The following is a 26599-nucleotide window of genomic DNA, read 5'->3' as shown; positions in this document are numbered from 1 at the left end:
TTGACGTGTAAGCGCTAGAATCTCTGGACATTGTTGTAATCCGTTCGCGCGAGCTTTGCTTGCGCGTTCTGGTTTTCAGCGTTCGGCAGCGAAAGCCGCATCCAGATCAGGATTGTTCTGCCCATGTCGACCTCAGCACGCCTCATTCTTCTTGTTTGTGCCGCGCTCCTCAGCGCCTGTGCAAGCCGTCCACCGCCGCCTGCCCCGGTAGCGGTCAAGCCGAAACCGGTGTTCAACTATTCCAGCCAAAGTTTCTCGCCTGCTGCCGAAGACGTGCTCTTCCGTGCGCTGGGCCTGGTCGGCACGCCTTATCGCTGGGGCGGCAACACGCCGGACTCCGGGTTTGATTGCAGTGGCCTGATCGGCTTCGTTTACCGTGACGCCGCGGGCATCTCCTTGCCGCGAACCACGCGTGAACTGATCGTGATGCGTGCGCAGGATGTCAGCGAGCAGAACCTGCAAACCGGCGACTTGCTGTTCTTTGCGACCGGTGGTGGTTCCCGCGTCAGCCACGCCGGGATCTACGTCGGCGAAGGGCGATTCGTCCATGCTCCGCAAACCGGAGGTACGGTGAAACTGGATACGCTGTCCAAAGCGTATTGGCAAAATGCTTACCTGAGTGCCAAGCGCGTGTTGCCGGCTGAGCATCTGGCCCGCAATCCTTAAGGCTGAACAGTGAATAAAATGCGCGAGAGGGCCAGCCTCTCGCGCATTTTTTTTGCGCTGGTTTTGCGGCCGACTACTTAACCGCCGACACTCGCCACACCTTATTCCCCACGTCATCCGCCACCAGCAAGTCACCCTGCTGATCGATCACCACGCCCACCGGCCGGCCCATGGCTTTCTCGTCACTGTTGAGGAACCCGGTCAGCACATCCACCGGTTGCCCTTTGGGTTGACCACCCTCGAACGGCACGAATATCACCTTGTAGCCACTGTGTGGTTTGCGGTTCCACGAGCCATGCTGGCCGATGAATGCGCCGTTGCTGAATTGCGCCGGGAGTTTGCTGCCTTCTGCGAACGTCAGCCCCAAGGACGCGGTGTGAGGCCCCACGGCATAATCCGGTGCAATCGCCTTGGCGACCAGCTCAGGGTTTTGTGGTGAGACGCGTACGTCTACGTGCTGGCCGTAGTAGCTGAAGGGCCAGCCGTAGAATGCGCCATCCTTGACCGAGGTGATGTAGTCCGGCACCAGGTCGCTGCCAATCTCGTCGCGCTCGTTAACCGCCGTCCACAGCTTGCCGCTCTGCGGTTCCCAGGCCATGCCGTTCGGGTTGCGCAGCCCGGAGGCAAAGATGCGGTGCTGGCCTGTGGCGCGGTCGACTTCCCAGATCGCGGCGCGACCTTGTTCTGCCTCCAGGCCGTTCTCGCCGACGTTGCTGTTGGAGCCGACACTCACGTATAGCTTGCTGCCATCCTTGCTGGCCACCACGTTTTTCGTCCAGTGGTGGTTGAGGCTGCCGCCTGGCAGGTCGACGACCTTGGTGCCCGCTTGCTTGATCGAGGTTGCACCTGGCTGATAAGGGAAGCGCAGCAGTTGGTCCGAATCGGCGACGTAAAGGTCGTTACCCACCAGCGTCATGCCGAACGGTGAGTTGAGGTTCTCCAGGAACACTGTGCGGGTCTCGGCCACGCCGTCGTGGTTGGTATCGCGCAGCAGTGTGATGCGGTTCGGGCTCGGCACGCCTGCGCCTGCACGGCCCATGACTTTTTCCATCACCCAGCCGCGAATGCCCTTGGCGTCATCCGGCTTGGGCGGCGCGTTGGTTTCCGCTACCAGTACATCGCCATTCGGCAACACATACAGCCAGCGTGGGTGGTCCAGGCCTTCGGCAAACGCTGACACCTGAGTGCCGGCGGCGGCGGTTGGCTTGGCGCCATCGGGCCAGCCGATGGCCGGGGCAATGTTCACGGTGGGGATCAGGGTGTTGTTCGGCTCCGGCAGTTTGGGCGAAGGCCCGGTGCCGTCGGAGACCTTCAACGTAGAGCTTTCGCCGCAGGCCGCGAGGGTGCCTGCCAGCATGATCAGTAAGGCGAGTCTGGTTTTATGCATGGTTTTCTCCTTAATACCTGTAAGGGTAGAGGAGCGAGCTGGTCCGATGGTTCAAGTCCAAGGTCGGCTTTAATTGACGCTCCATCCCCAACCCACTAACCTTCGCGGCTTGTTCCAGGTGCTCTGTGGCGGATACGCCGACAGAGTGAAACAGGGAAGCCGGTGAGTGAGCGCACTTGTACACAGTGCTGCCGCGATTCCGGCGCTGCCCCCGCAACGGTAAATGAGTCAAGACGGTGCCTTTTGCCACTGTATCCACGTGATATGGGAAGGCGCGCCGTTGGCCTGCTCGCTCGGTGAGCAAGCGCGCCACTCATGAGTCCGGAGACCGGCCTGGATCATCCAACAGCATCACGGTGGGCGATGCTTGGCTGTCTGTTTTTTCTTTTTCCTGCCCGCCGTTTTTGTCCAGCCCCAACGGAGAGCTGCCATGACTGATTCCCCCGACCGCGACGAGCGCCACCTGGCGCGCATGCTGCGCAAAAAAGCCGTGATCGACGAGCGCATCGCCAATTCCCCGAACGAATGCGGATTGCTGCTGGTACTGACCGGCAACGGTAAAGGCAAGAGCAGTTCGGCATTTGGCATGCTGGCCCGCGCCATGGGCCACGGCATGCAGTGCGGCGTGGTGCAGTTCATCAAGGGGCGCCACAGCACGGGCGAAGAATTGTTCTTCCGGCGTTTCCCAGAGCAAGTGCGTTTCCACGTGATGGGCGAAGGCTTCACCTGGGAAACCCAGGACCGCCAGCGCGACATCGCCGCCGCGGAAGCGGCCTGGGCAGTTTCCCGCGAATTGCTGCAGGACCCGTCCATCGGCCTGGTGGTGCTGGATGAACTGAACATCGCCCTCAAGCACGGTTACCTCGACCTGGATCAAGTGCTCACCGACCTGCAAGCTCGCCCGCCGATGCAGCACGTCGTGGTCACCGGCCGTGGGGCCAAGCCTGAACTGATCGAAATGGGCGACACCGTCACCGAAATGGGCATGCTCAAGCACGCGTTCCAGGCGGGCATCAAGGCACAGAAGGGCGTCGAACTTTGAATCAGCCCCGTCATTGCCCGGCCGTACTGATCGCCGCACCGGCGTCCGGCCAGGGCAAAACCACCGTCACCGCTGCCTTGGCGCGCTTGCACCGCAACCTGGGGCGCAAGGTGCGCGTGTTCAAATGCGGCCCGGACTTTCTCGACCCCATGATTCATGAGCGTGCCAGTGGTGCGCCGGTGTATCAGTTGGACATGTGGATGGTCGGCGAGCAGGAAAGTCGCCGCTTGCTGTGGGAAGCAGCGGGTGAGGCCGACCTGATCCTGATCGAAGGCGTCATGGGCCTGTTCGACGGCACGCCCTCCAGCGCCGACCTGGCGCGGCACTTCGGGGTGCCGGTGCTCGGGGTGATCGACGGCACCGCCATGGCCCAGACGTTCGGCGCCCTGGCCTTGGGCCTGGCGCGCTATCAGCCGGACTTGCCGTTCGCTGGCGTGTTGGCCAACCGCGTCGGCACCCTGCGCCACGCACAGTTACTGGAAGGCAGCCTCACCGAAGGCCTGCGCTGGTACGGCGCGTTGTCTCGCGAAACCGGGATTGAATTGCCCAGCCGCCATCTCGGCCTGGTGCAGGCCAGCGAACTGAATGACCTCGACGTGCGCCTGGACGCCGCCGCCCAAGCCCTGGGCAGCAGTTGTGAAGTTGCGTTGCCGCCGCCGGTGACCTTCGCCGCACCGCACGTGATCGAGGCCGAACCGTTGCTCGCCGGCGTGCGCATTGCGGTGGCCCGCGACGAAGCCTTTGCCTTCACCTACGGCGCCAGCCTCGACTTGCTGCGGGCGATGGGCGCCGAATTGCGCTTCTTCTCGCCGATCCATGATCGCCAATTGCCCGAAGCCGACAGCGTGTACCTGCCGGGTGGCTACCCGGAACTGCATCATCGGGCATTGTCTGAAAACACCCCGATGCTCGACGCGATTCGCGCCCACCACGGCGCCGGTAAACCGTTGCTCGCCGAATGTGGCGGCATGCTGTACCTGCTGGACTCGCTCACCGATGTCGAGGGTACCCGTGCCGAACTGGTTGGCTTGCTGCAGGGGGACGCGGTGATGCAGAAGAAGCTCGCGGCCCTGGCCCTGCAAAGCGTCGAGTTGCCGGAAGGCGTGCTGCGCGGCCACACCTATCACCACTCCCTGACCAGCACCGAGTGGCAGCCGATTGCCCGCGGCCTGAGCCCCAACGGCGGGCGCGGTGCCGAAGCGGTGTACCGCCAGGGGCGGATGACCGCCTCCTACGTGCACTTTTATTTCCCGTCCAACCCGACGGCGGTGGCCGCATTGTTTGCGCCGGGCCCTGATACCGCTGTCGCAGGCCAGCCAGCGCCGACATCGACCGGGTTCACCGATCACCCTGTGGACGCGGCGGTGCGACGATTCGACGTGCTCGCGAAGAAGCCATGACCGACAACGCCTTCCCTCAAGCCGACCGCGACGCCGTTTACCGTGTCATCGCCGAACGCCGCGACATGCGCCACTTTACCGGCGGCAGCGTCGCCCCCGCTTTGCTGCAGCGCCTGCTCCAGGCTGCCCACCAGGCGCCCAGTGTCGGCTTGATGCAGCCCTGGCGGTTTATCCGCATCAGTGACCGCCGGTTGCGTGGGCAGATTCAACAATTGGTCGAAGAAGAGCGCGTGCGCACCGCCGAGGCATTGGGCGAGCGTTCCGATGCGTTCATGAAGCTCAAGGTCGAAGGCATTCATGACTGCGCCGAGGTGTTGGTGGCAGCGCTGATGGATGATCGCGAGCGGCACATTTTTGGCCGTCGCACCTTGCCGGAAATGGACATGGCATCGTTGTCCTGTGCGATCCAGAATCTCTGGCTGGCCGCCCGCGTCGAAGGCCTTGGCATGGGCTGGGTCTCGCTGTTCGAGCCGCAGGCCCTGGCCGACCTGCTGGGTTTGCCGGCCGGTGCGAAACCCTTGGCGGTGCTATGCCTGGGGCCGGTAGCCGGGTTCTATCCGGCACCGATGTTGCAGCTCGAAGGCTGGGCTGAACCACGGCCGCTGAGTGACATGTTGTATGAGAATGTGTGGGGAGTGAGTCAATGAGTGTGGCCTTGCTGTGTGTCGCTGCCGTAGCGCTGGATGCGCTGTTGGGCGAGCCCAGGCGCTGGCATCCGCTGGTGGCATTCGGCAATTTCGCCGAGCGCATCGAGCAACGTTTCAATACCGGAGGCCGCGGCTGGCGCAGCCATGGCGTGACCGCGTGGGTTATCGCGGTGGTGCCGCTGACCCTGCTGGCCACGGCGTTGTCGTGGGCGCCTTACATCGGTTGGGTGCTGGAGATTTTGGCGCTGTACTGTGCGCTGGGGATGCGCAGCCTCGGCGAGCACGTGATCCCGGTGGCCCAGGCCTTGCGCGGTGATGACCTGGATGAGGCGCGCAAACGCGTGAGCTATCTGGTCAGCCGCCAGACCAGCGAGCTGGACCGCACCGAAGTCGCCCGCGCCGCCACTGAGTCGGTGCTGGAGAACGGCAGCGACGCGGTGTTTGCCGCGCTGTTCTGGTTTGTGGTCGCCGGTGTGCCGGGCGTGGTGTTGTATCGCCTGAGCAATACCCTCGACGCCATGTGGGGCTATCGCAATGAACGCTTTGAGCGTTTCGGCTGGGCGGCGGCCAAGATCGACGATGTACTCAACTACATTCCTGCGCGGCTGGTGGCGTTAACCTACGCCGTGCTCGGCAAAACCCGCCTGGCGCTTAAATGCTGGCGCACCCAGGGCCCCACCTGGGACAGCCCCAACGCTGGCCCGGTGATGGCGGCTGGCGCGGGCGCGCTGGGTGTTGAACTGGGTGGCGCGGCGATTTATCACGGCGAATTGCATCAGCGTCCGCCATTGGGCGAAGGCCCGGCAGCCGATGCCGATTCGATTGAGCGAGGCTGGCAACTGGTGCAGCGCGGCGTATGGTTATGGCTGCTGATCCTCTGCGCGGGGGCGCAATTTTATGCTTGAACATGGTGGTCGCCTGCGTAAAGCAGTGATTCAGTACGGCATCGCCGAGGCCGATTGGCTTGACCTGTCCAGCGGCCTGGCGCCCTGGCCCTGGCCGATCCCCGAAATCCCGTTGCGGGCCTGGGCGCGCTTACCGGAAACCGATGATGGCCTGGAGCAGGCGGCCAGCGAGTATTACGGCGCTGCACAGGTGTTGCCGGTCGCGGGTTCCCAGGCGGCGATCCAATTGCTGCCGCGCTTGCGTCGCTCCGGCAAGGTCGGGGTGTTGTCACCGTGTTATGCCGAGCACGCTGAAGCCTGGCGTCGTGCGGGTTACGTGGTGCGCGAAGTGCAGGAGCAGGAAGTCGACTTCTTTCTCGACGGCCTCGACGTGCTGGTCGTGGTTAATCCGAACAACCCCACTGGCCTTAGCCTGAGCCCGCAACGCCTGCTGGACTGGCACGCGCGGCTGGCCCAGCGCGGCGGTTGGCTGGTCGTGGATGAAGCCTTTATGGACGTCACTCCGCAACTGAGCCTGGCCAGTCACACCCATCAAGTCGGCCTGATTGTTTTGCGCTCGTTCGGCAAGTTCTTTGGTTTGGCCGGTGTTCGCCTGGGCTTTGTGTTGGCCGAACGCAAGCTGCTCAAGCTATTCGCCGACCAGCTCGGCCCGTGGGCGGTCAGTGGGCCGACACGGGTGCTCGGCCAAGTCTGCCTGCGCGATATGGCCGGGCACGCCCGCCAGCGTGAGCGCTGTATCGAAGCGGGCCAACGGTTGTTTGACCTGCTTGAGCGCCATGGCTTTCAACCTCACGGTGGCTGCGCGTTGTTCCAGTGGCTGATTACACCGCACGCCGAACGCATGCACGAATTCATGGCCCAGCGCGGCATCCTGCTGCGCCTGTTTGTCCACGACAGCAGCCTGCGCTTTGGTTTGCCCGGCACCGAGGCGCATTGGCTGCGACTCGATGAAGCCCTGGCCGCCTACAAGGCAGCCACATGAGTACGCTGATGGTGCAAGGCACCACCTCCGACGCGGGCAAAAGCACGCTGGTGACCGCGCTGTGCCGCTGGCTGATTCGCCAGGGCGTCGCGGTGGTGCCGTTCAAGCCCCAGAACATGGCCCTCAACAGTGCCGTGACTGCCGAGGGCGGCGAGATCGGCCGAGCCCAGGCGGTGCAAGCCCAGGCTGCCAATCTAGCGCCTCATACCGATATGAACCCGGTGCTGCTCAAACCCAACAGTGATACCGGCTCCCAGGTGATCATCCACGGTCGAGCGGTCACCACCATGAATGCCGTGGCCTATCACGACTATAAAGCCATCGCGATGCAAGCCGTGCTGGCCTCCCATGCGCGGTTGAGCGAGGCCTACCCAGTGGTGATGGTGGAAGGCGCGGGTTCCCCGGCGGAAATTAACCTGCGCGCCAATGACATCGCCAACATGGGCTTCGCCGAAGCGGTGGATTGCCCGGTACTGCTGATTGCCGATATCAATCGTGGTGGCGTGTTTGCCCATCTGGTCGGCACGCTGGAGTTGCTTTCGCCCACCGAGCAGGCGCGGGTCAAGGGCTTCATCATCAACCGTTTTCGCGGCGATATCGCCCTGTTGCAGCCCGGCCTGGACTGGCTGGAAGCCCGCACCGGCAAACCGGTGGTGGGCGTTTTGCCCTACGTGATGGACCTGCACCTGGAGGCCGAAGACGGTATCGACGCGCGTCAGATCGACAAGGCGGCGCAGGTATTAAATGTGGTGGTGCCGGTGTTGCCGCGAATCAGCAATCACACCGATTTTGACCCGCTGCGCCTGCATCCTCAGGTAGATCTGCAATTCATCGGGCCGGGCCAGCCGATTCCGGCCGCCGATCTGATTATCCTGCCGGGCTCAAAAAGTGTGCGCAGCGATTTGGCGTACCTGCGCGCCAATGGCTGGGACACTGCCGTGGCTCGGCATTTGCGCTACGGCGGCAAGGTGCTGGGTATCTGCGGCGGGTTGCAGATGCTTGGTGAGCAGGTGCATGACCCGCTTGGGCTGGAAGGGCCGCCTGGGTCAAGCGATGGCTTCGGGTTGCTGGCGTTCAGTACGACGCTTGCCGAAGAGAAACAGTTGCGCAATGTGCGTGGGCGCTTGTTGCTGGAGGACGCAGCGGTCAGTGGCTATGAGATCCACGCGGGCGTGACCTCCGGCCAAGCGCTGTCGAACCCCGCCGTGCTGCTGGAAGACGGCCGCAGTGACGGCGCCCAGAGTGAGGACGGCCAGATCTTCGGCACGTATTTGCATGGTTTGTTCGAGACCCCGGCCGCGTGCACTGCGTTGTTGCGTTGGGCGGGGCTGCAGGATGTGCAGGCGGTGGATTATCACGCGCTGCGTGAGCGCGATATCGAGCGCCTGGCGGACCTGGTGGAGAACCATCTGGACACCGATTTATTGCGCACGTTATGCGGGGTTTAACGGTGTGCCTGTCATCCCAATGTGAGCGCGGGCCTGCAGCAGAATATTCGCCGGCCCGAAGAGGTGGTTTTCCATGTATCAGTTGATCCTCGGCGGCGCCCGCTCCGGCAAGAGTCGTCTCGCTGAACAGCTCGCTGCTGATAGCGCGTTGCCCGTCATCTATATCGCCACCAGCCAACCGCTGGACGGCGAAATGAACGCGCGCGTCGCCCTGCATCGCCAGCGCCGTCCCGATCACTGGGGCCTGATTGAAGAGCCCATCGAACTGGCGCGCGTGCTGCGGGAAAACGCGTCGCCCGATAGCTGCCTGCTGGTGGATTGCCTGACGCTGTGGCTCACCAACCTGCTGATGCTCGAAGACCCGGCACGCCTGGCACTTGAGCGTGATTACCTGCTGGAAACCCTGGCCTCGCTGCCGGGTGAAATTATTTTTGTCAGCAACGAGACCGGTTTGGGTGTCGTGCCGCTGGGCGAATTGACTCGCCGCTATGTGGATGAAGCCGGTTGGCTGCATCAAGCCTTGGCCGAGCGATGTCAGCGTGTTGTCCTGACGGTTGCCGGCCTGCCCCTGACGTTGAAAGGTACTGCGTTATGACTGACACCTGGTGGCTCAACCCCTGCAAGACCGTCGACGCGTCGGCACACGAACTCGCCCTGGCTCGCCAGCAGCAACTGACTAAACCGGCCGGCTCTCTCGGCCAATTGGAAGCCTTGGCGGTGCAGCTGGCCGGCCTGCAAGGCCAGGTCAAACCGTCAGTGGACTCGCTGTGGATCGCCATTTTTGCCGGCGACCATGGCGTGGTTGCTGAAGGCGTGTCGGCCTTTCCCCAGGAAGTGACCGGGCAAATGCTGCATAACTTTGTGACCGGTGGCGCGGCCATCAGTGTGTTGGCGCGCCAGCTGGATGCGCAGCTCGAAGTGGTCGACCTCGGCACTGTGACGCCGTCGCTGGATTTGCCGGGTGTGCGCCACCTGAACATCGGCGCGGGCACGGCGAATTTCGTCAACGGCCCGGCGATGACCGAGGCCCAGGGCCGCCTGGCGTTGCAAGCCGGGCGCGACAGTGCGCTTCGTGCAGTGCAAAGCGGCGCGCAGCTGTTTATCGGCGGCGAAATGGGGATTGGCAACACTACTGCCGCCAGTGCGTTGGCGTGCGCGTTGCTCGGTTGCAAGGTCAGTGACCTGACAGGCCCGGGCACCGGATTGAATGCCCAGGGCGTCAGCCACAAAGTCGCGGTCATCGAGCGCGCGCTGGCGCTGCATGCCGGGCAGCGTGGCGACGCGCTGCACACCTTGTTCAACCTCGGTGGGTTTGAAATCGCCGCGCTGGTCGGCGCCTACCTGGCCTGTGCCCAGGAAGGCATCGTGGTGCTGGTGGATGGGTTTATCTGCACCGTCGCCGCGTTGGTCGCCACGCGTTTGAACCCGGCGTGCCGCGAATGGCTGGTGTTTGGGCATCGGGGGGCTGAGCCGGGTCATCGGCATGTGCTGCACAGCCTCGACGCCGAACCCCTGCTGGAGCTGGGCCTGCGCCTGGGCGAGGGCAGTGGTGCGGCGCTGGCGGTGCCGTTACTGCGCCTGGCGTGCGCGCTGCACGGGCAGATGGCGACGTTCGCAGAAGCGGCCGTGGCAGATCGCCCGGTATGACGTTGCACCTGGACCTGCTGCGTCACGGCGAAACCGAGTTGGGCGGCGGCCTGCGCGGCAGCCTGGACGACGCGTTAACCGCCAAGGGCTGGGAGCAGATGTGCGCCGCCGTGGCCGAGCAGGGGCCGTGGGATCGGCTGATCAGCTCGCCGTTGCAGCGTTGCGCGTTGTTCGCACGTGAGTTGGGCGCCCGCCTCAATGTGCCGGTGAGCCTGGAAACGGCGCTGCAGGAACTGCACTTCGGCGCCTGGGAAGGGCAAAGTGCAGCGGCGTTGATGGAAACTGACGCTGAAGGGTTGGGCTTGTTCTGGGCCGATCCCTACCGTTTCACGCCGCCCGAGGGCGAGCCTGTCAGTGAGTTCTCCGCGCGTGTCCTCGGCGCCGTGTCACGCTTGCATCAGGCGTATGCCGGTGAGCGTGTGTTGTTGATCAGCCACGGTGGCGTGATGCGCCTGCTGCTGGCGCGGGCGCGCGGTTTGCCGCGCGAGCAACTGTTGAACGTCGAGGTCGGTCACGCTGCGCTGTTCAGTCTGCAGGTCGCTGCCGATGGTGTGTTGAAGGAAGGAATCTGACGATGCTGCCGTTCTGGATCGCCCTGCAATTTCTCAGCAGTCTGCCGATTCGTTTACCGGGCATGCCGCCGCCACGGGAAATGGGGCGCTCCTTGCTCTTCTATCCGCTGGTGGGTGTGTTGTTCGGCGTGCTGTTGTGGGGCCTGAATGCTGTATTGATGGGCGCGCCGCTGTTGCTGCATGCGGCACTGCTGTTGACGGCGTGGGTGCTGCTCAGTGGCGGCCTGCACCTGGACGGCCTGGCGGACAGCGCCGATGCCTGGCTCGGCGGTTTCGGTGATCGTGAGCGCACGCTGAGCATTATGAAAGACCCCCGCAGCGGACCGATTGCCGTGGTTACGTTGGGCTTGGTGTTGTTGCTCAAGTTCACGGCATTAGTAGCCCTGATCGAGCAGCATAACGGCGCGGCGCTGATTCTCGCGCCGCTGATCGGGCGTGCTTCGATGTTGGCGCTGTTCCTCACGACGCGCTACGTGCGTGCAGGAGGTTTGGGCCAGGCACTGTCGGATCACTTACCGAGGATCGTCGGCCAACAGGTGCTGATCCTCAGCGGTCTGGCCTGCATCCTGATCGGCGGTTTCAGTGGCGGTATTGCCGTTTTGCTGGCTGCGCTGTGCTTCATCGGCCTGCGCCAGCTTATGGTCAATCGGCTCGGTGGCACCACCGGCGACACGGCGGGCGCGCTGTTGGAGCTTCTGGAAGTCGCGGTTCTGGTGGGCTTGGCGCTGTAACACTTTCTTGCATTTCCTCAACTCCGGGTATATACACGCTCTATGCTTGCCTCCCAATGTTTATGCACCAACCTGCGACGCGCCGCCCGTGGCGTCAGCAGGCACTACGACGGCGCTCTCGACGGCTTCGGGATCAACGTCGCCCAGTATTCCTTGCTATGCAATCTGCAACGCCTCGACCAACCGAGCATTTCCAGCCTGGCCGAAGCCATGGGGCTGGATCGCAGCACTTTGGGGCGTAACCTGCGGGTGCTGGAAGGAGAGGGGCTGGTGCAGTTGGTCGAGGGGGATGACCTGCGCAACCGCCTGGTGCTGTTGACGCAAGCCGGCGAAGACCGATTGGCTGCCGCCTTGCCGGCGTGGGAAGCGGCGCAGCAAAAGTTGATTGATCGGTTGGGCGCCGAAAAGCGCGAGACGTTGTTGGCCTTGCTGGATGAACTCGCCTGAGCGCGAGTTTTTTTGACTACACGCGGGTATATACCCGCGAGCGGAGAATAAGAAATGACCTCGATGTGGCGCACCAGTGGATGGGTTCTTTTAGGCAGTGCGCTGATCCTGGCGTTGTCCTTGGGCGTACGGCATGGCTTTGGCCTGTTCCTGGCGCCGATGAGCAACGAATTCGGCTGGGGCCGTGAGACCTTTGCCTTCGCTATCGCCCTGCAGAACCTGATCTGGGGCCTGGCGCAGCCGTTTACCGGGGCTTTGGCCGACCGTTTCGGCGCTACCAAAGCGGTGTTTGTCGGTGGCGTGCTGTACGCCGTGGGGCTGGTGCTGATGGGCATGTCCGATTCGGCGTGGTCGTTGTCGCTGAGTGCCGGGTTGCTGATCGGGATTGGCCTTTCGGGCACCTCGTTCTCGGTGATTCTCGGTGTGGTCGGCCGCGCCGTACCGCCGGAAAAACGCAGCATGGCCATGGGCATCGCAAGCGCCGCAGGTTCCTTCGGTCAGTTCGCCATGGTGCCGGGCACCTTGGGGTTGATCGGCTGGCTGGGGTGGTCCGCCGCCTTACTGGCGTTGGGCCTGATGGTGGCGTTGATCTTGCCGCTGGTGGCGATGCTCAAGGACAAGCCGCTGCCGGTGATGGCCGGTCAGCAGACCCTGCGCGAAGCGTTGAAGGAGGCCTGCTCTCACTCTGGTTTCTGGCTGCTGGCGTTCGGCTTTTTCGTCTGCGGTTTCCAGGTGGTGTTTATCGGTGTGCACCTGCCGGCGTATCTGGTCGACCAGCATTTGCCCGCAACTGTAGGCACCACAGTGCTGGCCTTGATTGGTTTGTTTAACGTGTTCGGCACTTACACCGCCGGCTGGCTCGGCGGGCGTATGTCCAAGCCGCGTTTGCTGACGGGCCTGTACCTGTTGCGCGCGGTGGTGATCGTGTTGTTTCTGTGGGCGCCGGTCACTGAAGTCACGGCTTACCTGTTCGGCATGGCCATGGGTTTCCTCTGGCTGTCGACGGTGCCGCTGACCAACGGCACCGTCGCGACCTTGTTCGGCGTGCGCAACCTGTCGATGCTGGGCGGCATTGTGTTCCTGTTCCACCAGCTCGGTTCCTTCCTCGGCGGTTGGTTGGGCGGGGTGGTCTATGACCGAACCGGCAGCTACGATTTGATCTGGCAGGTGGCGGTGCTGCTGAGCCTGCTCGCTGCGGCCCTGAACTGGCCGGTACGCGAGCGGCCGGTGGCACGCTTGCAGACGCAGATGGAGGCGGCATGAGTTTCAACCGGTATTGGCTTGGCGCAGCAGTGGTGGCGACGCTTCTGCTGCTTTTAGCCTGGTGGGGTTGGCAGCGTGGCGGGCTGGCGGTGATGCAGTTGGGCATGTCGATCTGTTAAGTTCGTAACCTGGAAACTTTCAAGGACAACGACATGCAGATGCGCTGGCTTGCAGTACCCATCCTGATGGCGATTGGCAGTGTTGCCATGGCCGCCGATTGCCCACCGTTGCTGGCGGGTGAGTTGCCCAAGCTGCGGGCCAAGGAATCCATTGATTTGTGCCAGCGCTTCGCCGGCAAACCCCTGGTGATCGTCAATACCGCCAGCTTCTGTGGGTTCGCGCCACAGTTTAAAGGCCTCGAAGCCTTGTACCAGCGCTACAAGGGCCAAGGGCTGGAAGTGATCGGCGTGCCGTCCGATGACTTCAAGCAGGAAGCCAAGACGGGTGAGGAGACGGCCAAGGTCTGTTACGTGAATTACGGCGTGACCTTCACCATGACCGAGCCGCAAAAGGTCAAAGGGCCGGATGCGGTGCACTTGTTCAAGATTCTCGCGCAGCAGAGCAGTGCGCCGAAGTGGAACTTCTATAAGTACGTGGTGGATCGCCAGGGCAAGGTGATTGCCAACTTCTCCAGTTTGACCAAGCCCGACAGCCCGGATTTGATCAAGGCGGTGGAAGAGGCATTGGCCTCCAAACCCTGATCGTCGGCCATTAAAAAGCCCCGCTTCCTTGGCAGGAAAGCGGGGCTTTTTTACGGCTTGAATCAGAACTTGTACGTCACGCCCAGGCCAAAGCCGTTGGCGCTGTTTTCGTACTTGGACGCGTAGGTCTGACCCAGCGCGTTCTGCTTGTTCACCTTGACCGGCTCTTCCTTGAGGTAGGAGTAAGCGAGGTCGACAGTCATGTTATCCATCACCGCGTAGCCCAGGCCGACACTGAAGATCGTCCGGTCACCGGTAGGAATACGCGGCGAACGGTCAGTGTTGTTGGTAGGCGACTGGTCGAAAGTCAGACCGGTACGCAGTACCACTTGCTTGGTGAGCTGGTACGAGGTACCCAGGGCGTAGGCCCAGGTGTCGTGCCAGTTTTGCGGCTCTTTGATCTGACCGACGATCTGAGGTGCAAGTGCACCACCGGCTCGGGTCACGCCTTCGTTGTTGACGGTAATGTCTTTCAGGCGGCTCCAGCGGGTCCAGGTTGCACCGCCGTAGACCTTCCAGGCATCGCTGAGGTCTTGAGTGACCGAAGCGTCCCAGGATTCCGGGGTGTCAACTTTCAGCGACGCATCGTAGCGGCCTGCGCCCAGGTAGGCAGCTGGAACGCCAGTGCCCGGGGTTACGTCGGTGTGGCCTTCGAGCTTGTATTTCACTTTCGAGTGATAAGTCAGGCCAACGCGGGTGGTGTCGGTGGCTTGCACCAGGATACCGGCGTTGAAACCAAGGGCGGTATCGTCGCCTTTGACTTTGACTTTGCTGTCACCGGTGCCGGCCAGGCCAGGGAGCGGCAGCAAGCCCAGGTTTGGCTGCGATTCAAGGGTGCCGGAAATACGGTTGATGGTTGGACCAAAACCGATCGACACCTTGTCATTGAAGGCGTAGCTGACCGTTGGCTGGAAGGTAATGACCGCCACTTCACTTTTGCTGCCGAAAGCACGGCCCTGGAAGCCACGCTCGTAGTCAGTCTTCAGGCCGAACGGTGCGTACACACCGAAGCCGACTGCCCACTGGTCGTTAAGTTTGTTGGTGTAGAAACCAAAAGGGACTGCGGTGAACGGCACCATGTCGCCTTTGTTACTGCCGCGCGAGCGACCGCTGGCGTCTTTGATGTCGGTTGTTGCATCGATGGCTGCAACACCACCAGTGATTTGCTGGCCTTCAAGGCGAGCCATACCGGCCGGGTTACCATAGACGGTGCTGGCGTTATCGGCAGAAGAAGAGCGGCCTGCGAAACCCGTACCCATGCCGGCGACGTCTTGTTCGTTGAGGGCGAAGCCGCTTGCGAACAGTTGGGAGGATGCCATGGCAACGGCGAGGCTAAGTGTGGTCTTGAGCATTACTTTTTTCATTATTAGAACTCCGTGGTGATCACCGCTGCGGAAAGTATCAATAAATTTAAGTTAGCGCTATAGGCTGTAATGCCGAAGATAGAGCGGTTTTGTAGGACAATCCGACCAAAATCAACGTTTTTAGCCGAATCTTGCAAAACGCCTGATCAACAAGTGACCTGATTCATGGGTGAAACACAGGTTTGCCAGGCTTGAGTGAAATCTCGCAGCCGTCCTTGAGGGTGAAATATTTCCTTCCAGATACGCGCCATTGCTACTACATCACCCGGTTGCGGCAGTGTCGGGCGATGCTGTTCGACCAGCAGCCAGGCGATGGCGGTGGCATAACGCAGGTTCACCGTAAGTTCCACCTGGGGCGCACTGAGAAATGCATGTTGGCTGGCGAGACCGCGCACCAGGCTGGCGCGCTCGGGGTCGCGAGCGAGGTAGTCGTCCCAGAGGGCGCGATGACGAGGTTCGGTGATGCTGTACAGGCCGTGGCCGCGCCTGTCATGCAGGGCTGAACCGAGTTCCGACTGGCTGGCGGCAATGCCCAGCAGCAGGGATTCGGCTGTCGGATGATGGCGGCCGAGGTAAATCAACGTCGGCCTGATCACATAACGACACAATTCGCTGGCGGCGATACCCATACAGGCCTCAATCCATGAAAGTGGTTGACGAAACCTGAGAGGGGGAGCTTGGCAGCGGTGAATCGGACTCAGGCTCGTCGCAAGCGGATCATGCCGCTTGAGTTGAAGTGTAGTGTCATATTCACGATGTAAAGGACTGTTTTTAAAACATCTTCTTCATTTAGTTATAACGTTTATATCTATTCGTACTTAGTAAAAACGGCGGGACTTAAAAGCCAGGCAATAAAAAACCCTGCTTTTTAAACAGGGTTTTTGTATTTCAGCGACTCGGGTCGATCAGGCAACCAGTGCCTGACGGGTACGCTCGATCACAGCCTGCAGCGGTTCTGCGCTGGAGTATTGATCGGGGTACAGGCGTTCGCTGTGACGAGCGATGCCGTGTTCGTTGACCAGGGTGAAGCTGAAGCAGCCTTTGCGAGCGGCCATGATCAGGCAGTTCATTGGTGCAAAAGCGTTGGTAAGGGTGCGAATGGCATCCTGAGTGTGGATTTGAGTGGACATATTATTGGTGTTCCTACAAATGACACGGATAAGAACCGTGCAACGTTAAAACGTTCCAGTAACGTCGATCACCATTGATCGAACGAAGAACCCGACTGGAACAAAGCAGCCAGTTTGAAGCGCTAATAAGTTAGGCGCGCTTGGGCTGGCAGGTAGGTACTTAGGAGGGCAGGCAACACAACAGGGGCAAAGGTTCTGGGCCCAGGGTGAAGATCCTGATCAATTTGCAGGTTGGTTCGGTCAGAGTATTGAAACTTCGCGACACCCTTTGCTTGTTCAAAGGCTGTGTCGTCGCAAGTGATACCTGGAAACCATCGAGGTGGTCGATCCCGTGTTGTTCAAGGGAGTTGTTCGACCAGAATTGACTTTCAGCTTGGTACTAACGCCGCGGATAGTAACGGATTGAAACAGGGAAGGGAAGTGTGCTAACCAAAAAACTTTAATCAGCCGCCTAACAACCCGCGATACACCAGCACGGTTGTTGCCGCCGCCAGTGAGCAGCCCAGCCCATACGCCGCCAGGGTCAGGCGCCAGGAACGGCCGGTCTCGATCACGTTCATCACGTCGCGCATGTCATTGATCCGGCCTTCTCCCAGCTCGATGCACAGGCTCACGGCGGTAAACGCTGCCGATAACAGGATGGCAATGGCAAACAAAGCACCATCGGGCGAGGGCAGGGCCGCGTTGATGCCCAGTGAGGTCGCACAGATGGCGAGCAGCAATAAGGCGAATAACAGGATTCCTTTCATCTGCCCCTACATGATGGTGGCGTCCTCGGTCGACCAGTGTGGCGAGCCGGGGCCGTTTTGAAAAGGCCCTTGGTTTGGCTTGTCGGTAACATTCTTTGGGCGGTTTGACGCAAAAAATGCCCGCGATATAACCAGTGGGTCGGTACTTGTGCACATTAGTTGCCAGGTGTGTAACCACTCTGTCAACCGCCTCGAAGCGCCCGCATTTGCCTGCAATGAAAATTTAAGTCAATGAAAAATATCGCTTTTTTTTATTGGTGAAAAAATCGTCAGTTTGACTGCGGCCCCCGTTCCATGGGGCTTTGGGCGAGTTAAAGGCGGGTTGTCCACTGAGTTATCCACAGCTTCTGTGGATTGTCCCAAGCGCTTGCTCTAGAACGGGCGTGTGGGTTTTTTCCGGCTTTACCTCTGCGAAAAAAAGAGTAGAGTGGCGCGCCTTCCGTTCTGTCCCACAGTGCTTTATGAAGTTTCGCTCAGTATCACCTTCTGTTACCGACACCCCTCACACTGTTACCGCGCCCAAGCGTTTCTCCTTGAAAGTTGCCTTGTGGCTGCTCGACAGCCCGCGCCTGGGGCATAACACCAGCGTCAAGCACTTTGCCGGGCGTTTGCTCAAGCAGCCTGCACGTGAAGGGGTGGTTGCCGCGCAGAGCCGCCTGGGCCAATTGATGTGCCGTGAGTGCGGCAACGCCCGCGACCGTCGCATCGGTCACGACTTGTTACGGCTGGCCGCCCGCGCCGGCGACCGTCGCGCCCAGCGCGAACTGGGGCAGGTCGAAGACTGAGCTGTCCTCAAGCTCTGCGCTTGGTTAACCTTGCTCTTTTTCGGTGATGGCAGAAATGGCTATGGTTTTTGACTGGACCAGTATTGCCGTGGGGCTTGCTGGCGCTGCAGTGCCTTTATTGGCCGTATGCTGGCAGATTCAACGGCGGCTGACCGCGCGCATGGCGGGCTGGGAACTGCTTGAAGAGCGCCTGGCCACTGCGCAACTGGCCCAGGAAGGACTGGCGGCGCAACTCGACGCCAGCCGCGACGAGATCAGTGACCTCAGCCAGGCCAACGCTGCCAAACAAGCTGACCTGGCCGCCGTGCGCCGTGAGGTCGAGCTGCTTCAGATTGATCGCGACAACGCTCGCGACGCGGCCCACGCCTGGAACCTCGATCGCAGCGCCAAAGAAACCGAGCTGCGTCGTCTCGACGCGTTGTCAGCGGCCTTGCGCGCCGAGCTGCGCGAACAGCAGGAAAGCCATCAACAACGCCTTGCCGACCTGCAAGGCTCGCGTGACGAGCTGCGCGCGCAGTTCGCCGAGCTTGCAGGGAAGATCTTCGACGAGCGCGAACAGCGTTTTGCCGAAACCAGCCAGGAACGCCTGGGCCAGTTGCTCGACCCGCTCAAGGAACGCATTCAGTCCTTCGAAAAGCGTGTGGAAGAAAGCTATCAAAATGAGGCGCGTGAACGCTTTTCCCTGGCCAAAGAGCTTGAACGCCTGCAGCAACTGAACTTGCGTCTGTCCGACGAAGCCACCAATCTCACCCGCGCCCTCAAGGGCCAGAAAACTCAGGGTAATTGGGGGGAACTGATCCTTGAACGCGTGCTGGAACATGCCGGGCTTGAGAAAGGCCGCGAGTATCAGACCCAGGTCAGCCTCAAAGGCCCGGATGGCGAGCGTTTTCAGCCAGACGTGTTGATCATGTTGCCCGGCGACAAGCAGGTGGTCGTCGACTCCAAGGTCAGCCTCACGGCTTATCAGCAGTACGTTGCGGCGGAGGATGATGGGATGGGGCAGGCAGCGCTCAAGCAGCATGTGCTGTCCCTGCGCAATCACGTCAAGGGCTTGGCTGGCAAGGATTACAAGCGCCTGGAGGGCCTGCACAGCCTGGATTTTGTTCTTCTATTCGTCCCTATCGAGGCGGCGTTCTCCGCCGCGCTCCAGGCTGAGCCGAACCTGTTCCAGGAAGCCTTCGACCGTCATATCGTCATCGTCAGCCCGACCACGTTGCTGGCCACCCTGCGGGTGATCGACAGCCTGTGGAAGCAGGAACGCCAAAGCCAGAACGCGCGGGAAATCGCCGAGCGGGCCGGCTGGCTCTACGACAAGTTCGTGCTGTTTATCCAGGACCTGGATGAGGTGGGCAACCGTCTGCAACAGCTGGATAAAGCCTACAGTGCAGCACGGAACAAGCTGACGGATGGGCGCGGAAATCTCGTCAGCCGTACCGAGCAATTAAGGTTGCTTGGCGCCCGCGCCAGTAAAAGCCTGCCGGCTGATTTGCTTGAGCGGGCGATGACCGATGCAGACGGTGTGGCGCATCTGCCGGAATAAGTGCGGCGGATGCGCTAGCGGGCGTGTCGGCGATAACGCGGGTGGCTGGTCCACCGCGATCGCCGGCAAGCCAGCTCCCGCAGAGGCGTGTGTGCAGCGTTCCTACAGCGGGAGATGCCGACTCAACAGCGCCCGCAACGCTGCAGGCTTGACTGGCTTGGCCAGGTAATCCAACCCCGCCGCGTGCACCTCGGCCACCATCTCCGGCCGGCCGTCCGCGCTGATCACCACCCCGGGAATCGGCTCCGCCAATTGCGCGCGCAGCCAACCCATCAACTCGGTGCCGGTCTCGCCATGGTCCAGGTGGTAATCCACCAGGGCCAGTTGCGGGCGTACGCCCTCGGCCAGCAGCGCCGCACATTGCGCCTGGTCGGTGGCGGTCCACACTTCGCAACCCCAACGCGTCAGCAGGCTGCGCATGCCAATCAGGATGCTCTCTTCGTTATCCACGCACAGCACCTGCGCACCGCTGAGTGGCAAACCACTGTCCTGCGCGGCCTTGACCTGCGGGCTGGCCTGGTTGCGCGCCAGTGGCACACTCACGCTGAACACGCTGCCTTTGCCCGGCCACGAGCGCACGCTCAGTTTATGGTCGAGCACACGGCACAGGCCGTCGGCGATCGCCAGGCCCAGGCCCAGACCTTTTTCGGCGCGTGTCTGGTGGCTGTCCAAACGCTTGAACTCTTCGAAGATGACCGTCTGTTTATCCAGCGGAATGCCGGGGCCACGGTCCCAGACCTCCAGGCACAGTTCGCCTTGGCGTCGGCGTACCCCAAGTAGCACTGGACCGTCGGCATAGCGGAATGCGTTGGTCAGGAAATTCTGCAAGATCCGGCGCAGCAATTTGATGTCGCTGTCCACCCGCAAGCGACTGCCGCGCAGGCGGAAACGCAGGCCTTGCTCGCGGGCCAGTGCCTTGAATTCTGCGCCGAGGGTGTCGAACAGTTCATTGAGTACAAAGGGCTGTCGCTGCGGGTTGATCTTGCCGTTTTCCAGGCGTGAGATATCCAGCAGGTCGCTGATCAGGTCTTCGGCGGAGCGCAGCGAGCTGTCCAGGTGCTGCACCAACTGCTGCGCCTCCCGGGACAAACCGTCGTTCTGGTGGGAGAGGGCGGCAGAGAACAGCCGAGCGGCGTTGAGCGGTTGCATCAGGTCATGGCTCACTGCTGCCAGAAAGCGCGTCTTCGACTGGCTGGCGGATTCGGCCACGCCTTTGGCATCGGTGAGCGCCACATTCAGTTGCGACAGTTCATGGGTGCGCTCGGTGACCCGTTGCTCCAGGCCCTCGTTGGCCTCGGTGAGTGCCTGCTCGGCTTCCCGGAACGCGGTGATGTCGGTAAAACTCATGACAAAACCGCCGCCGGGCATTGGGTTGCCGATCAGCTCAATCACGCGTCCATTCGGGAACAAACGCTCGGACGTGTGGGCGCGGCCCTGGCGCATCCAGTGCAGGCGTCGTGCTACGTGCACTTCGGCTTCGCCCGGCCCGCACAGGCCGCGTTCGGCGTTGTAGCGAATGATGTCGGCAATCGGTCGCCCTACACTGATCAAACCTTCCGGGTAGTTGAAGAGTTCCAGGTAACGCCGGTTCCAGGCCACCAGCTTGAGTGACTGGTCGACCACGCTGATGCCTTGGGTGATGTTTTCGATGGCGCCCTGCAGCAGCGCGCGGTTGAACTGCAGCACCTCGGAAGCTTCGTCGGCGATCCGTACCACGTCCTCCAGCTGCATTTCCCGCCCTTCAATCGCAGCTTTTACGACAGCACGTGTCGAAGATGCACCGAGCACGCCGGCCAATAGCCGTTCGGTGTGGGCGATCCAATCGTTATCGGCATTCTGGTTGGGGTTAAACCCTTTGCCCTGGCGATAGGCGAAGCGGATAAAACTCTGCTGGGCGCGTTCTTCACCCACAAAGCGCGCGGCGAGGCTGAGTAAGTCGCTGATCTGCACGGACAACATTGAGCGCGCACTGGCGCGCTGGCTGATTTCCTGGCCAATAAAACGCCCGGCCTGCCAATGTTCGGAAACCCGTGTGCGCGACAGCATCGACACCCAGACAAATAGCGTGAAGTTCCCCGCCAGGGAAAACACGGTGCCCAATGTGAGTGAGGTGACGGATAGACCAAATGGGTGCGAATGCATCCACGTCAGCCCGGGGAAAAGGCTGAACGACCAACCAAGACTTTTCGCGGTCACCGGCAGGACCAAGGTGTAGAACCACAAAAAGGTGCCCGCCGCCAACCCGGCAAACACGCCACGCCGGTTGGCCTGCTTCCAGTAAAGCGCGCCGAGCATCGCCGGGGCCAGTTGGGTGACGGCGGCGAAAGCGATCTGGCCGATGGTCGCCAGGCTCGCGGTGGAGCCAAGCAGGCGATAGCTCACATAGGCCAGCAACAGGATGATCACAATGCTGACCCGGCGTACCGACAGCATCCAGTGGCGGAACACTTCAAACGGCCGCTCGGCGCTGGAGCGGCGCAGCAGCCACGGCAGCAACATGTCGTTGGAGACCATGGTCGACAGCGCAATACTCGCGACAATCACCATGCCGGTAGCCGCCGACGCGCCGCCGATAAATGCCAATACCGCGAGGGCGGGATGCGCCTGGGCCATGGGCAGGCTGATGACGTAGGAATCCGGCAATACCGAGCCGGGCAATAGCATTTTGCCGCCGAGTGCGATGGGAATGACGAACAGCGCGGCGAGGATCAAGTACGCCGGGAACACCCATTTGGCGAGGCGCAAATCCTGCGGGTCGATGTTTTCCACCACGGTGACGTGAAACTGCCGGGGCAGGCAAATGATTGCCATCATCGCCACACCGGTTTGTACCACCATCGACGGCCAGTTGACGGTTTCTTTCCAGTATTCATCCAGGCGTGGTTCGAGCATCGCCTGGCTGAACAGGTCGCCGAAACCGTCGTACAGGCCGTAGGTGACAAACGCGCCGACGGCGAGAAAGGCGAACAGCTTGACCAGGGATTCAAACGCAATCGCCAGCACCATGCCACGGTGGTGTTCGGTCGCGTCGAGGTTGCGGGTACCGAACACAATGGTGAACAGCGCCAGCACCAGCGACACAATCAGCGCGGTGTCCTGAGCGCGGGTGCCGGTGGTGTCGGGGCCGGACCCGATCAGCAGGTTCACGCCGAGCACGATGCCTTTGAGTTGCAGGGCGATGTAGGGCAGCACGCCAACCAGGCAGATCAGCGCCACCACCACGGCCAGGGATTGGGACTTGCCGTAGCGCGCGGCGATAAAGTCGGCAATGGAGGTGATGTTTTCCTGCTTGCTGATCAGAATCATCTTCTGCAGCACCCAAGGTGCCAGCACCAGCAGCAGGACCGGTCCCAAGTAAATCGGTAAAAAGGCCCACAGTTGTTCGGCGGCCTGGCCTACGGCGCCGAAGAAAGTCCAACTGGTGCAGTAGACGGCCAGCGAAAGGCTGTACACCCAGGCGCGCACCCGTGGTGGCAGCGGCGCGTGGCGGCGGTCACCGTAGAAGGCGATGGCAAACATAATGGCCATATAGGCCAGGGCAACGGCGGCGATCAGCCCGCTGGACAGCGTCATGGTAACTCCGAGCGTAAGAACACCCGGGCATTCCAGGCCCGGTTGGACAGTCTCGCATGATGCTCGGGGTTAGTCAGTGTCGACCAAGGTCGTGTTTAGGCTCTGGCGGGCAAACCCGTCTCCCACACAGGGCAGCGCCCACCGTTATCGCGGTGGCAAGGTTTTCTGGCGCAAGATATAGAGCGTTACCAGAACGGCACTGGTCAGCATAAAGCCGCGAGCCCACGGCAGTGGCACCAGGTAACAGGAGAAACCGATGCTCAGCCACATCAAGCCGATTGCATAGACCTTGCCCTTGAGCGGAATACCATTGCCGTCCAAGTAGTCTTTGATCCATGGGCCCAGGCGCGGGTGTTCCACCAGCCAGTGGTAGAAACGTGGGGAGCTTCGAGCGAAGCAGGCGGCGGCGAGCAAGAGGAAGGGCGTGGTCGGCAATACCGGTAGGAAAATGCCGACAACCCCCAGCGCTACGCTCAGCCAGCCGATGGCCAGCAGCCCGTAACGCAGGAGCAGCGAGCGATTGCCCATGGGTGCCACGGGCAAACGACTCAGTGGTGACGTGGCTTGAGGATCGCCGGTTTTTCGTCAGGTGCGTTGCACAGCAGGTACAAGGCGGTCAGGGCTTCCGGGATCTGGACGATCATGTCGTCCATCAGGTTGGCGTCGGCGGCGATGTCGGAGAATTCCGGCTGGTCATCGAACAGGCCCGAACCGACCATGATCGGCAGCAGCATTTCGCTGACTTCTTCTTCGGCGGTTTCGAACCAGGCGGCTTCGCGCAGGAACACCCCTTCCATGAACCCGATGCACCAGCCGCGCAGGTCGGAATCATCCGGCTCTTCGCCCAGGTCGAGGTCGCAGGGCAGTTCGAATTCCTCATCGGCAGCCAATTGGCGACCGATGTGGGCCTTGAGGGCCAGCAGGGTGGATTCGATTTCCTCACGCTGGGCGGCGTCGGCGTAGTGAGGTTCTTCGGCGAACAACGCGTCGATCCATTCACGGTCAGGCACGACTTCGGAGCAAATCGACAGGGCGGTCAGGTAGCCGTGAGCGGCCACGTAGTCCAGCGCCTCGTCATGCAGCTCATCGGCGTCGAGGAAGGCTTGCAGGCGGGTTAGTTGCTCAGCGAAGGACATTGAAGGACTACCTTGGGAATAAACGATGCTGAATTCTAGGCTTTCTTGAGCGCCCAGGCCAGCCACACTGCATATTTGCCAGGTTTTAGATAGCGGCCGCTATTCGTCAGTGGCGCCCTGTGCGAGGTAACGCTCGGGTATACTGCCGCGTTTTGTGATGCCCCTGCAGGCCAAGCGCCAATCCGAGAAAACTTCGCTTACGGATTATTTCCCGTGACCCCGCGTTTTTTCGGCCAGCCTGTACAGAGGGATTTCGGCACCATTTTGGAGTTTTACATGCTCGAGCAGGCTCAACGCGTCCTCAAGGACATCTTCGGCTACGACAGTTTTCGTGGCCGCCAGGGTGCGATCATTGAGCGCGTGGCCAGTGGCGGGGATGCCCTGGTCCTGATGCCTACCGGCGGTGGTAAATCGCTGTGCTTCCAGGTGCCGGCCCTGTTGCGTAACGGCTTGGCCGTGGTGGTGTCGCCGCTGATTGCGTTGATGGACGATCAGGTTGCCACCCTTGAGGAACTCGGCGTTGCCGCGGCGTCCTTGAACTCCACCCTCAGTGCCGAGCAACAGCGCGACCTGGCGGCGCGAATCAAGCGCGGTGAAGTGAAGATGCTGTACCTGGCCCCCGAGCGTCTGGTGCAGCCGCGCATGCTGGCTTTTTTGCAGAGCCTGGAGATCGCGCTGTTCGCCATCGACGAAGCCCACTGCGTGTCGCAATGGGGCCACGATTTCCGTCGCGAATATCTGCAACTGGGCCAGTTGGCCGAGCTGTTCCCTGACGTGCCGCGTATTGCGCTGACTGCCACCGCCGACAAACGGACCCGTGAAGAAATCGTCGAGCGCCTGCATTTGCAGAATGCCGAGCGCTTCCTGTCGAGCTTCGACCGACCGAATATTTTCTACCGCATCGTGCCCAAGGAGCAGCCGCGCAAGCAGTTGCTGGCGTTCCTGTCCGAGCGGCGCAGTGATGCGGGCATCGTGTATTGCCTGTCGCGCAAGAAGGTGGATGAAGTGGCCGCGTTCCTCTGTGAGCAAGGCTACCCGGCGCTGCCGTACCACGCGGGCCTGCCGAATGAAACGCGCTCCGCGCACCAGAAACGCTTCCTCAACGAGGAAGGCCTGATCATGGTCGCGACCATCGCCTTCGGCATGGGCATCGACAAATCCAACGTGCGTTTTGTGGCGCACATGGACCTGCCCAAATCCCTTGAGGCGTACTACCAGGAGACCGGTCGCGCCGGCCGTGATGGCTTGCCCGCAGATGCCTGGATGGTCTATGGCCTGCAAGACGTGGTGATGCTCAAGCAGATGCTGCAGAACTCTGAAGGCGATGAGCGCCACAAGCGCCTTGAGCAGCACAAGCTCGACGCCATGCTGTCATTGTGCGAAGAGACCCGCTGCCGCCGTCAAACATTACTGGCGTACTTTGACGAGGACATGCCCGAGCCGTGCGGCCACTGCGACAACTGCGTGGATGGCGTGCAGACCTGGGACGCCACCGAGCCGGCACGTCAGGCCCTTTCGGCCATCTACCGCACCGGCCAGCGTTATGGCGTTGGCCATCTGGTGGATGTATTGCTGGGCAAGGACAACGAAAAGGTGCGCAGCTTCGGCCACGAAAAACTCTCGGTCTACGGCGTCGGTAAGGCCCGTGCAGAAGGTGAGTGGCGGTCACTGTTCCGGCAGATGGTCGCGCGCGGCTTGGTGGATATCGACCTGGAAGGTTATGGCGGCCTGCGCCTGAACGACAGTTGTCGGCCGCTGCTCAAGGGCGAAGTGAGCCTTGAGCTGCGTCGCGACCTCAAGCCGCAGACCACCGCCAAAAGCAGCACCAGCCAGGCCAGCCAGCTGGTGCGTGGCGAAGAGCGCGAGCAGTGGGAAGCCTTGCGCACCTTGCGGCGCAAATTGGCGCAAGAGCACAGTGTGCCGCCTTACGTTATTTTCCCCGACTCGACCTTGCTGGAGATGCTGCGCGAGCAGCCGACCACGATGGCCGAAATGGCCCGGGTCAGCGGCGTCGGTGCGCGCAAGCTGGAGCGCTACGGGCAGGCCTTCCTCGAAGTGCTCGGCGGCCAGGCCGAAGCGCCGAAGGAAGTTGCCGATATTCGCCACGAACTGATCAGCCTGGCGCGTGCCGGCATGACCCCGATCCAGATCGCCGGCCAACTGCAATGCTCGGAGAAAAACGTCTACACCTTGCTGGCTGAATCCATTGGCAAGCAGCAGTTGTCGCTGGAGCAGGCCCTTGATTTGCCGGAAGATCTGCTCGGCGAAATCCAGGACGCATTCCTCGACGGAGAAGGCGAACTGCCACCTGTTGCGGAGATCGCGCCGTTGTTTACCGGGCGTGTTCCGGAAGGGGTTTTGTACTGCGTGCGTGCCGCTTTGCAGTCGGAATTCGAAATTTAATGTGCCAATTACGACAATGTAACGAATCAGTACATAGCAACTCTTGCCTCATGGCATGGCTCATGCTTAGCTGACTAATAA

At 61.4% G+C, this 26599-nt stretch carries 26 protein-coding genes and 1 riboswitch; of the genes, 18 read left to right on the top strand and 8 right to left on the bottom strand.

Annotated features, from left to right (window positions below; all coding sequences use genetic code 11):
* Nucleotides 1-123 precede the first annotated feature (123 nt).
* A complete protein-coding gene (locus tag A7D21_RS03525; RefSeq protein ID WP_053257356.1) occupies nt 124-666 on the top strand; it encodes a C40 family peptidase in 543 nt (180 codons plus the stop codon).
* Between the two features lie 73 nt (nt 667-739).
* Here A7D21_RS03525 and A7D21_RS03520 read toward each other — a convergent pair whose 3' ends face one another.
* Nucleotides 740-2053: a sorbosone dehydrogenase family protein gene (locus A7D21_RS03520; protein ID WP_069551076.1), complete on the bottom strand. Its 1314-nt coding sequence runs from the start codon at nt 2051-2053 to the stop codon at nt 740-742.
* A 99-nt stretch (nt 2054-2152) separates the two neighbouring features.
* A riboswitch (cobalamin riboswitch) is annotated at nt 2153-2405 on the top strand.
* Between the two features lie 78 nt (nt 2406-2483).
* Here A7D21_RS03520 and cobO point away from each other — a divergent pair.
* The 14 genes from cobO (at nt 2484) to A7D21_RS03455 (ending at nt 13838) form a co-directional block, all read left to right on the top strand.
* Entirely contained in the window at nt 2484-3095 is a 612-nt protein-coding gene (gene cobO / locus A7D21_RS03515; RefSeq protein WP_053257354.1) for a cob(I)yrinic acid a,c-diamide adenosyltransferase, read from the top strand.
* The gene (locus A7D21_RS03510) at nt 3092-4495 is read left to right on the top strand and encodes a cobyrinate a,c-diamide synthase (protein ID WP_069551075.1); all 1404 of its coding nucleotides are present in this window, start codon (nt 3092-3094) and stop codon (nt 4493-4495) included. The genes cobO and A7D21_RS03510 overlap by 4 nt, the downstream gene beginning before the upstream one ends.
* On the top strand, nt 4492-5142 hold the full coding sequence (gene bluB, locus A7D21_RS03505; protein WP_069551074.1) for a 5,6-dimethylbenzimidazole synthase: 651 nt from the start codon (nt 4492-4494) through the stop codon (nt 5140-5142). Before A7D21_RS03510 ends, bluB begins: the two co-directional genes overlap by 4 nt.
* A complete protein-coding gene (gene cbiB, locus A7D21_RS03500) occupies nt 5139-6047 on the top strand; it encodes an adenosylcobinamide-phosphate synthase CbiB (RefSeq protein WP_069551073.1) in 909 nt (302 codons plus the stop codon). Before bluB ends, cbiB begins: the two co-directional genes overlap by 4 nt.
* Nucleotides 6040-7029 carry a threonine-phosphate decarboxylase CobD gene (cobD, locus tag A7D21_RS03495; RefSeq protein WP_069551072.1) on the top strand — a complete coding sequence of 330 codons (990 nt, stop codon included), beginning with the start codon at nt 6040-6042 and terminating at the stop codon, nt 7027-7029. The genes cbiB and cobD overlap by 8 nt, the downstream gene beginning before the upstream one ends.
* Nucleotides 7026-8477, top strand: coding sequence for a cobyric acid synthase (locus A7D21_RS03490; RefSeq protein WP_069551071.1), 1452 nt, complete (start codon nt 7026-7028; stop codon nt 8475-8477). The genes cobD and A7D21_RS03490 overlap by 4 nt, the downstream gene beginning before the upstream one ends.
* Nucleotides 8478-8550: 73 nt before the next feature.
* Complete coding sequence (gene cobU, locus A7D21_RS03485) at nt 8551-9072, top strand: bifunctional adenosylcobinamide kinase/adenosylcobinamide-phosphate guanylyltransferase (protein ID WP_069551070.1); 522 nt, start codon at nt 8551-8553, stop codon at nt 9070-9072.
* Nucleotides 9069-10124 (top strand): nicotinate-nucleotide--dimethylbenzimidazole phosphoribosyltransferase, encoded by a 1056-nt coding sequence (gene cobT, locus A7D21_RS03480; RefSeq protein WP_069551069.1) that lies wholly within the window; start codon nt 9069-9071, stop codon nt 10122-10124. Before cobU ends, cobT begins: the two co-directional genes overlap by 4 nt.
* Complete coding sequence (gene cobC / locus A7D21_RS03475; RefSeq protein ID WP_069551068.1) at nt 10121-10696, top strand: alpha-ribazole phosphatase family protein; 576 nt, start codon at nt 10121-10123, stop codon at nt 10694-10696. The genes cobT and cobC overlap by 4 nt, the downstream gene beginning before the upstream one ends.
* Nucleotides 10697-10698: 2 nt before the next feature.
* Nucleotides 10699-11427, top strand: a complete 729-nt coding sequence (locus A7D21_RS03470; protein ID WP_053257345.1) for an adenosylcobinamide-GDP ribazoletransferase — start codon at nt 10699-10701, stop codon at nt 11425-11427.
* Nucleotides 11428-11469: 42 nt separating this feature from the next.
* A complete protein-coding gene (locus tag A7D21_RS03465; protein ID WP_053257344.1) occupies nt 11470-11874 on the top strand; it encodes a MarR family winged helix-turn-helix transcriptional regulator in 405 nt (134 codons plus the stop codon).
* A 54-nt stretch (nt 11875-11928) separates the two neighbouring features.
* Nucleotides 11929-13137, top strand: coding sequence for an MFS transporter (locus A7D21_RS03460; protein WP_053257343.1), 1209 nt, complete (start codon nt 11929-11931; stop codon nt 13135-13137).
* The gene (locus A7D21_RS36115) at nt 13134-13256 is read left to right on the top strand and encodes a hypothetical protein (RefSeq protein ID WP_255311474.1); all 123 of its coding nucleotides are present in this window, start codon (nt 13134-13136) and stop codon (nt 13254-13256) included. The genes A7D21_RS03460 and A7D21_RS36115 overlap by 4 nt, the downstream gene beginning before the upstream one ends.
* A 33-nt stretch (nt 13257-13289) precedes the next feature.
* A complete protein-coding gene (locus tag A7D21_RS03455) occupies nt 13290-13838 on the top strand; it encodes a glutathione peroxidase (RefSeq protein ID WP_053257342.1) in 549 nt (182 codons plus the stop codon).
* A gap of 62 nt (nt 13839-13900) precedes the next feature.
* Here the strand turns inward: A7D21_RS03455 and A7D21_RS03450 are convergent, their stop codons facing one another.
* The 4 genes from A7D21_RS03450 to A7D21_RS03435 all read right to left on the bottom strand — a co-directional run bounded on the left by A7D21_RS03450 (nt 13901) and on the right by A7D21_RS03435 (nt 17081).
* On the bottom strand, nt 13901-15202 hold the full coding sequence (locus A7D21_RS03450) for an OmpP1/FadL family transporter (protein WP_053257341.1): 1302 nt from the start codon (nt 15200-15202) through the stop codon (nt 13901-13903).
* 146 nt (nt 15203-15348) lie between these two features.
* Entirely contained in the window at nt 15349-15831 is a 483-nt protein-coding gene (locus tag A7D21_RS03445) for a hypothetical protein (RefSeq protein WP_053257340.1), read from the bottom strand.
* Nucleotides 15832-16107: 276 nt separating this feature from the next.
* Complete coding sequence (locus A7D21_RS03440; protein ID WP_007898912.1) at nt 16108-16332, bottom strand: hypothetical protein; 225 nt, start codon at nt 16330-16332, stop codon at nt 16108-16110.
* A 443-nt stretch (nt 16333-16775) separates the two neighbouring features.
* Nucleotides 16776-17081: a hypothetical protein gene (locus A7D21_RS03435; RefSeq protein WP_053257339.1), complete on the bottom strand. Its 306-nt coding sequence runs from the start codon at nt 17079-17081 to the stop codon at nt 16776-16778.
* Nucleotides 17082-17542: 461 nt separating this feature from the next.
* On the opposite strand from A7D21_RS03435, the gene A7D21_RS03430 reads away from it, so the two are divergent.
* Both A7D21_RS03430 and rmuC read left to right on the top strand, forming a co-directional pair.
* Nucleotides 17543-17866: a hypothetical protein gene (locus A7D21_RS03430; protein ID WP_069551067.1), complete on the top strand. Its 324-nt coding sequence runs from the start codon at nt 17543-17545 to the stop codon at nt 17864-17866.
* A gap of 175 nt (nt 17867-18041) precedes the next feature.
* On the top strand, nt 18042-19406 hold the full coding sequence (gene rmuC / locus A7D21_RS03425; RefSeq protein WP_169875352.1) for a DNA recombination protein RmuC: 1365 nt from the start codon (nt 18042-18044) through the stop codon (nt 19404-19406).
* A gap of 102 nt (nt 19407-19508) precedes the next feature.
* On the opposite strand, the gene A7D21_RS03420 is transcribed toward rmuC, so the two are convergent.
* The 3 genes from A7D21_RS03420 to A7D21_RS03410 form a co-directional block, all read right to left on the bottom strand.
* Nucleotides 19509-22979: a PAS domain-containing hybrid sensor histidine kinase/response regulator gene (locus tag A7D21_RS03420; protein WP_053257336.1), complete on the bottom strand. Its 3471-nt coding sequence runs from the start codon at nt 22977-22979 to the stop codon at nt 19509-19511.
* A 144-nt stretch (nt 22980-23123) separates the two neighbouring features.
* Entirely contained in the window at nt 23124-23507 is a 384-nt protein-coding gene (locus tag A7D21_RS03415; RefSeq protein ID WP_053257335.1) for a YbaN family protein, read from the bottom strand.
* Between the two features lie 20 nt (nt 23508-23527).
* Nucleotides 23528-24115, bottom strand: coding sequence for a YecA family protein (locus tag A7D21_RS03410; RefSeq protein ID WP_053257334.1), 588 nt, complete (start codon nt 24113-24115; stop codon nt 23528-23530).
* Nucleotides 24116-24391: 276 nt separating this feature from the next.
* On the opposite strand from A7D21_RS03410, the gene recQ reads away from it, so the two are divergent.
* A complete protein-coding gene (recQ, locus tag A7D21_RS03405) occupies nt 24392-26518 on the top strand; it encodes a DNA helicase RecQ (protein ID WP_053258024.1) in 2127 nt (708 codons plus the stop codon).
* Nucleotides 26519-26599: the final 81 nt, after the last annotated feature.

Origin of the sequence: Pseudomonas sp. AP19 (assembly GCF_001728855.1) — a bacterium.
GTDB classification, from domain to species: domain Bacteria; phylum Pseudomonadota; class Gammaproteobacteria; order Pseudomonadales; family Pseudomonadaceae; genus Aquipseudomonas; species Aquipseudomonas fluorescens.
The sequence above is the reverse complement of the archived record's forward strand: the minus strand, read 5'-3'. Positions and strand labels throughout refer to the sequence as shown.